General features: G+C 71.1%; 6 protein-coding genes. 1 reads left to right on the top strand and 5 read right to left on the bottom strand.

Annotated elements, in window-relative coordinates:
- Positions 1–44 precede the first annotated feature (44 nt).
- The 5 genes from NS220_RS09760 to NS220_RS09780 all read right to left on the bottom strand — a co-directional run bounded on the left by NS220_RS09760 (position 45) and on the right by NS220_RS09780 (position 6,778).
- Positions 45–1,619, bottom strand: a complete 1,575-nt coding sequence (locus NS220_RS09760) for an AtzH-like domain-containing protein (protein WP_242864587.1) — start codon at positions 1,617–1,619, stop codon at positions 45–47.
- A gap of 106 nt (positions 1,620–1,725) precedes the next feature.
- On the bottom strand, positions 1,726–2,892 hold the full coding sequence (locus NS220_RS09765) for an acetamidase/formamidase family protein (protein ID WP_058623885.1): 1,167 nt from the start codon (positions 2,890–2,892) through the stop codon (positions 1,726–1,728).
- A complete protein-coding gene (gene allB, locus NS220_RS09770) occupies positions 2,889–4,223 on the bottom strand; it encodes an allantoinase AllB (RefSeq protein WP_058623886.1) in 1,335 nt (444 codons plus the stop codon). The genes NS220_RS09765 and allB overlap by 4 nt, the downstream gene beginning before the upstream one ends.
- 51 nt (positions 4,224–4,274) lie before the next feature.
- Entirely contained in the window at positions 4,275–5,033 is a 759-nt protein-coding gene (locus NS220_RS09775) for an aspartate/glutamate racemase family protein (protein WP_058623887.1), read from the bottom strand.
- On the bottom strand, positions 5,030–6,778 hold the full coding sequence (locus NS220_RS09780; protein WP_058623888.1) for an NCS1 family nucleobase:cation symporter-1: 1,749 nt from the start codon (positions 6,776–6,778) through the stop codon (positions 5,030–5,032). The genes NS220_RS09775 and NS220_RS09780 overlap by 4 nt, the downstream gene beginning before the upstream one ends.
- Before the next feature lie 160 nt (positions 6,779–6,938).
- On the opposite strand from NS220_RS09780, the gene NS220_RS09785 reads away from it, so the two are divergent.
- The coding region (locus NS220_RS09785; RefSeq protein ID WP_058623889.1) for a helix-turn-helix domain-containing protein at positions 6,939–7,510 on the top strand (572 nt) is incomplete at its 3' end.

The following is a 7,510-nucleotide window of genomic DNA, read 5'->3' on the forward strand; positions in this document are numbered from 1 at the left end:
GAAAGTCAGGAGTTTCGCACGGCTGGGCGACGGAGCGAGGCGGATCAACGCCCAGCCCCCGCCTCGACCAGAGCCGCCAACCGCCGCGCGAGACGCACGAGCGCGATGTCGGTGCCGGCGCGCGACACGAGGCACACCCCGACGGGCGCACCGTCGACCGTCAGGAGCGGCACGGAGATCGACGGAAGACCCGCGATCGCGGCCGGAGCGGTCATGCGCAGGGTCGCCGCGCGGACGGCGTCGACATCGGCGGTGCGCTGCGGCGCGGGGCCCGGCACGGTCGGGAAGATGAGGACGGCCCCGTCGACGAGCTCGGCCAGGTGCGCCGCGATCGGTTCGAGGTCTCGGCGTGCGGCGCCTTCGGCGGCGGGGGTGATGCGCGCGGCGATGTCGAAGCGCTCGGCGACCGCCGGACCCACGGCCCCGGGATGCGCCCGCAGCCACTCGCCGTTGTTGCGCCAGGCTTCGGCCCCCTGCACGGTGCGGAACGCGGTGAAAGCGGCATCCAGATCGCCCGCCTCGACGGCGCGGAAGGACGGCGGATCGTCGGATGCCGAGAGCGCGGCCAACAGCTTCGAGAACGCCTCGCGGGTCGACGGTTCGACGCACGCGAGGATCTCTTCCGGGACGAGGAACCGCCACGGCAGGTCGCCGCCGGAGGCGCCGTAGACGTTCTCGGTCGATGCCGAGCCGTCGTAGCTGAGGCACCACTCGGCCACGCGCTCGAGCGTGTCGCCGTCGCGGGTGAGCCAGCCGATCGTGTCGAACGACTGAGCGAGCGGCAGCATGCCCTGCCGCGGGACGAGGTCGTGCGTCGTGCGCAGGCCCCACAGTCCCTGGTACGACGCGGGCACCCGAATGGACCCGGCGGTGTCGGTGGCGAGGCCGATGTCGGCGTGTCCCACGGCGACGGCTGAGGCGGGACCGCTCGACGATCCGCCGGGGAGCGCCCCGACGACCGCGCCATTGGGAGGGGTGCCGTAATGCACGTTGTCGCCGGCGATCGAGTAGGCGAACTCGTCGGTGCGGGCGATGCCGCGCAGCGACGCTCCGGCGCGGACGAGGTCGGCGACAGCGGGCGCGGTGACCTTTTCGGGCCGCGCCTCCTCGAGGTAGGTGGGGTTGCCGGCCCCGATGCGGAAGCCGGCGATCGCGAACAGATCTTTCACCGCGACGGTGAGTCCGGCAAGCGGACCCTCCCACGCGCCCTGCTGGAAAGGGTCGCCGACGCTGCGCCAGATCGAACGGTCGAGAGCGGGCGTGCGAGGGGCGACGTGGGCCGCGATGATGAGCCAGCTGCCGTCGATGCGCTGCCACACCTGTGTCTGCAGGCCCCGGCCCCCGCCGTGGAAACGCGAGACCGACATGAGCAGGGCGACGTCGGGCCCGAGCGGGCGGTAGTGCACGTCGGTGATGTCGCGCGGGGGCACGCCGCCGCGGAGCGACCGGAAGCCACTGATCGCGTCATGGCCGACGAGCAGCCCCGCGGGGTCGCCGCGGAGGGTGTCGGGGCCCGGGGCGAAGAAGGCGTCGAGGGCGTCGAGGTCGTTCGCGACGATCGCGCGTTCGTACGCGTCGAAGGCGTCGCGAAGGTCGGCGGGGATCGCTGTGTTCGTCACCGTGCACCTCTCTCGGTGCGAGCGAGTGTCCAAGACACGCCGCTAGCGGCCTGGTCGATACGGCGCGTCTTGGACACTCGATCCTGTCGCCGGATGAAGAGGGCCCTCATGCTGCACTCCCGTCGGGGCCGTCACCGGATGCCACGGCCTCGGGCTCGACCGACGGCACGCCCGCGAAGTCCGCCTCGCGGATCCGCGCGTGCACGCCCGAGACGATGTCGACGACCTGCGAGATGTCGAAGTCGGTCGCGGCGCTGAGGTAGGCGTAGGCGAGGTGCTCGTCCATTCCCCACCGCCCGTGCAGCAGTTCGAGCGAGGCGCGCACGCACGCACGCATCGCCTCGTCGAGGTCGACGTCCATCCCGGTCGGCACGAGGTACTCGGGCGTCCGGACCAGCGGGCCCGTGACCTCGCCGAACGCCGCGCGCGCGGCATCCGCGGGGATCACCTCGAAGCGCAGGGTGGCGCGCAGCGAGGCCTCCAGGGCGGTGAGCGCGACCTCGCCGTCGCCCTGCGCGAAGTGCGGATCGCCGACGTACGCGCGCGCGCCCTCGACCTGGACGGGGAGGAACAGGGTGGTTCCCTCGACGAGGAGATTGATGTCGATGTTGCCCCCGTGCGTACCGGGCGGCACGGAGTGGGGACGCTCGACGTCGGCGACGGCGACTCCCATCGTCCCGAGGAACGGCGCGAGCGGGAAGGCCACGACGGGCTCGCCGCCCGCGGCGACGGGGAGCGTGCCGTGTAAGACGCCCTCGCGCTCCACGACCGCCGCGAACACGCTGACGTTGTGGTCGCCGCGCGGCAGCTCGCCGACGAGCGCCCCCTTGCCGTGGCGGTTCGAGATCACGCCGTACGGCACGCGCGGCACGAGGGTCTCGACGGTGATCTTGAGCAGATCGCCCGGGTGCGCTCCGGTGACGTGTACGGGTCCGACCACCACGTGGGGTCCGTCCGCGACGGGGTCTCGGAGGACGGATGCCGCGATCTCGACCGCGTCGTCGAGCACCTGTTCGCGCGGCACACCGTGAGCCGCGAAGTACGCGCCCGGGTCTTTGCCCTGATCGTCGAGGATGCCCTCGTGACTGACGGTGTCGAAGGTCACGGTCTCGCCGGACGCGATCTCGAGCACGGCCGCGTCGGTGGCGCAGGGCAGGCGGCCCCAGAGGACCGTGGCCGGGGTCGCGGGGAGGTAGTGGTCGCCGGGGATCGGGCCGGTGCCGGGCTGGAGGATCGGGAAGGGGGCGGGGGTTCCGGCCTCTGCCCGGGTCATGCGCGCACCGCCTCGACCGCGCGCAGCAGCTCGCGCCCTTGCCGCTCGGTGACCGCCGAGCCGCGGCGGTATACCGACTCGCCCCGGAGCCACGTCTCGCGGACGACGCCGGTCAGCGTCTGCCCGTGCCACGGGGAGACGGGGTTGCGGTACTCCAACAGGGCGGCATCCACGATGAACTCCTCATCGGGGGCGAAGGCCACGAGGTGCGCCGGAGCACCCGGCGCGATGGCGCCGAGCCCCTCGAGCCCCGCGATTCGCGCCGGGCCGGTCGTCATCAGCGGCAGCACACTCTCGAAGGCGAGCCCCCGAGCGCGGGCCGTGGAGTGCACGGCCGACAGCCCCGTCTGCAAGCCCGCGATCCCGCCCCAGGCCAGGCCGAAATCAGGGTTGCCCTTCAGCTCCACGGTAGCTGGCGAGTGGTCGCTGACGATCGCGTCGATCGTTCCGTCGACGATGCCGGCCCACAGCAGATCGCGGTTGTCGCCGCCGCGGATGGGCGGGCAGCACTTGAACGCGCCCGCCCCGTCGGGCACCGCCTCGGCGTCGAGCGTGAGGTAGTGCGGGCAGGTCTCGATCGTCAGCCGCACGCCCTCGGCCTTCGCGGCACGCACGTCGTCGAGCGCTCCCCCGTCGGCCACGTGCACGATGTGCGCGCGGGCACCCGTGCGCCGCGCGGCGTCGATGACGCGGAGGATCGCCGCTCGCTCGCTGAGCGGCGGGCGACTGGCCTCGAAGTCGCGGTAGCGCGGGCCGAGCGCACCGTCCGAGTGAAGGTGCGCGGGGTCTTCGGCGTGCACGATCAGCAGCCCGTCGAACACGGCGAGCTCGGCGAGGCAGCGCTCGAGCTGCTCGGCGTCGAGGTGTCCGAACTCGTCGATGCCGCTCGGTGAGAGGAAGCACTTGAAGCCCACGACCCCGGCGTCGGCGAGCGCGCGCAGCGAGCCGAGGTTCTCGGGGACCGCTCCACCCCAGTAGGCGACGTCCACCGCGAGTTTTCCCGCGGCGGCCGCGCGCTTGGCATCCAGCGCATCTGTCGTGGTCGTCACGGGGAGGCTGTTCAACGGCATGTCGACGATGGTCGTCACGCCCCCGGCGGCAGCTGCGGCGGTGCCTGTCGCAAAGCCCTCCCACTCGGTGCGACCCGGTTCGTCGAGGTGCACGTGCGAGTCGACGAGGCCCGGCAGGAGCACGGAATCACCCGGCAGCACCGTCTCGGCCGCGGCGTCGAAGGGCTCGACCGCGGTGATGACCCCTCCCTCGCTCACGACCGTCGCGGGGAGGAATTCCCCGTCCAGATAGACCCGTCGCGCGGCGATCCGTGTGCTCATACCGCTCACGCTAAAGGCCTCGCGTTTCACAGATGTAACCGTGATCAACATTCATGCGAACACCTCGACATCGGCCGACGGGGGAGGAGGAGTGGCGCCGCCCGAGACGAACGCCCGTGGGGGCCGCGCGTACTCATCGCGCTTGCTCGTGCCGAGCCCCATCCGCACCATTCCGGATGCCATCCCCACCGCCGCCGCGACCCCGTCGACGACCGGCACCCCGACGCGCGCCGTGAGCTCGGCGCACAGATCGGCCATGCCCGCACAGCCGAGCACGATCACGTCGGCACCGCCCGACGCGGCCCCGGCCGCGAAGCGTTCGATGGTCGCCACGGCCGCGGACCCGGTGTCCTCGAGGTCGAGGACCGGGATGCCGGTCGCCGCGAGCGAGACGCACGCCCGGTCCATGCCGTAGCGCCCCACGAGATCGCGGGCCCGACCGAGGGTGCGGCTCAGGGTCGTGACGACGCCGAAGTGCCGCCCCGACACCGCGGCCAGGTGCATCGCCGCCTCCGCGATCCCGACGACCGGAGCGTCGACCAGCTCGCGCGCCGCGTCGAGTCCCGGGTCGCCGAAGCACGCGATCACGTAGGCATCGGCGGGCGCGGGACCGTCGCGGTCCGCCGCGACGAGCTCGACCACCGCGGCCGCCGCGGCGACCTCGTCGACGTGGCTCTCGATCGCCGACGCCCCGACCGCGGGACACACCGCGTCGACGACCACGTCGGGTCCCGCCACCCCCCGGGCGGCGTCCGCGATCTTCGCGGTCATCGCCCGGGAGGTGTTGGGGTTGATGAGCAGGATCCTCACGCGAGCAGGCCTGTGCGCGGGCCGGCTGCGGTCGGGCGCCCGGGCAGTGCTGTCCCGTGCTCCGGAGCTGCGGCATCCCGAACCGTCTGCGCGAGCACCGCGGGCGCATCCGCCCCCGAGTTTCCGGAGCCCGGCACCGGCACCTCGGTCGAGATCGCCGGGGGCTCGGATGCCGCGGTCGCGGCCGCTCCGTCGACGGCGCCGTCCGAGATGCCCTCGGTCTCACCGTCGAACGTCGGGACGCGGGGGTCGAGACGCTCGAAGAACAGGAAGAGCGCGAGCCCCAGCGCGCAGCCGATGAACCAGCTGTAGTCACTGATCCACGAGGCGTTGAACAGTCCCAGGTCGGCGAACAGCTTCGGGAAGACGGCAATCGCGACCGTCGGCACACCCGCCGCGATGACGGCCTTGACCGCGTTCGGGTTGAAACCGTTGCGGTACCAGTATGGGCCCGCGGCATCCATCGTGAACATCGCGTCGACCTTCACGCGCTGGCGGGCGGCGAAGTAGTAACCGGCGATCAGGATGCCGAACAGCGGACCGATCAGGGCACCCAGCACGCCGAGCGAGTAGTGGATCGCGTCGCTGTTGGAGTACCAGTTCCACGGCATGAGGAACGTCGAGCCGACCGCGGCGATCATGCCGCCCGCGCGCCACGAGATCTTCTTCGGCGCGACGTTGGAGAAGTCGAACGCGGGCGAGATGAAGTTCGCGACGATGTTGATGCCGACCGTGGCCGTGACGAACGTGAGGCCGCCCAGCAGGATCGCGAACGGCGTGTCGATGCGCTCGACCGTCTTGATGGGGTCGGTCAGCAGTTCGCCGAACACCGGGACGGTGGCCGAGGCCGTGATGACGGTCAGCAACGAGAAGAAGAGGAAGTTGATCGGCAGGCCCCAGAAGTTGCCCTTCTTCACCGCGGCGAAGCTCTTGCCGTAGCGGGCGAAGTCGCCGAAGTTCAGCATCGGCCCCGAGAAGTACGACACCACCAGCGCGATCGCGGCGAACATCACCGGGATCGAGGCCCAGAAGTCCAGCTGCGTGGTCGACAGGGTGAACGAGATGTTCTCGATGCCGGCCTGCGAGACGAGGTACACCGCGAGCACGATCATCACGAGGTAGACCGCGGGGCCCGCCCAGTCGATGAAGCGGCGGATGACCTCCATGCCGTTCCAGAACAGCAGGAACTGCGCGGTCCACAGGATCGCGTACGAGATCCAGCCGAGCGCCGACAGACCAGCGAACGACACGTCGAGCAGGGCCACGGAACCCGGGATGAACTTCAGGAACACGATGTTCAGCGACTCCGCCGCGAGGAAGGTCTGCACGCCGTACCAGGCGATCGCGATGAGGCCGCGGATGATCGCGGGGATGTTCGCGCCCCGGATGCCGAAGACGACGCGGTTGATCACCGGGTAGGGCACACCCGTCTTCTGGCTGGGCTTGGCGACGAGGTTGGCGAACACCTGCACGATGACGATGCCCGCGATCAGCGCCACGAGCACCTGCCACGACTGCAGGCCGAGCGCGAAGAGCGATCCGGCCGTGACGTAGCCGCCGACCGAGTGCACGTCGCTCATCCAGAACGCGAAGATGTTGTAGCTCGACCACTTCTGCTTCCGCAGCGGAGCGAGGTCTTCGTTGGCGAGACGCTCGTCGTAGTGGGGCTTCATGTTGCCGCCCCCGTGGGGGTGGCCGGCGGCCTCCACGAGATCGTGGGGGCCGGTGAGCGGGGTGGATGTCATGTCATTCCTCTCAGGACGATGGATGCCACGACGTGGAGTCCGCGGCCGGAGTGGAGCTCTGATGTGAAGTTATGGGTTCACACAGCGCCTGCGGTTTCGCTCGTGTAACGAGCATGTGAAGTCGCTCCTTCACACCTCGCCGCTCCCTAGACTCGGGGGCATGACGCAGCCGCCCCTCGCCGATGCCGTCGAGCGCGACTCGGCCGCGACGCCCGAGCCGTCGGCATCCGTCGGCGCCCGCATCCGCGACCTGCGCCAAGCCCGCGGCATCTCGGCCCGAGCCCTCGCGAAGACCCTCGGCATCTCCCCCAGCGCCGTCTCGCAGATCGAGCGTGGAGTGATGCAGCCGAGCGTCTCGCGACTCATCGCGATCACCGACGCCCTGGGCGTTCCCCTCGTGGCGGCCTTCGACCCGGCATCCGATCGCCCCGTCGAACCCGCGGGACCCTCGGGTTTCACGCTGCAGCGGGCCGGACAGTCGCCCGACATCGTGCTCGACAGCGGGGTGTCGTTCCGCCGCCTCACCCCCGGATCGTCACCGGGCGTCGACTACTTCGAGTCGATCTACCCGCCCGGAGCCTCCGCCCACGGCGCCGACGGCCTCTTCCACCACGAGGGCTACGAGGTCGGCACGGTCGTCGCGGGCGAGCTCACCATCGACTTCGAGGCCGAGCGGGTGATCCTGCGAGCGGGGGATGCCATCAGCTACCCGTGCTCGGTCCCCCACCGCCT

It is taken from the genome of Microbacterium testaceum (assembly GCF_001476655.1).
In the GTDB taxonomy this organism is placed as follows: Bacteria; Actinomycetota; Actinomycetes; order Actinomycetales; family Microbacteriaceae; genus Microbacterium; species Microbacterium testaceum_C.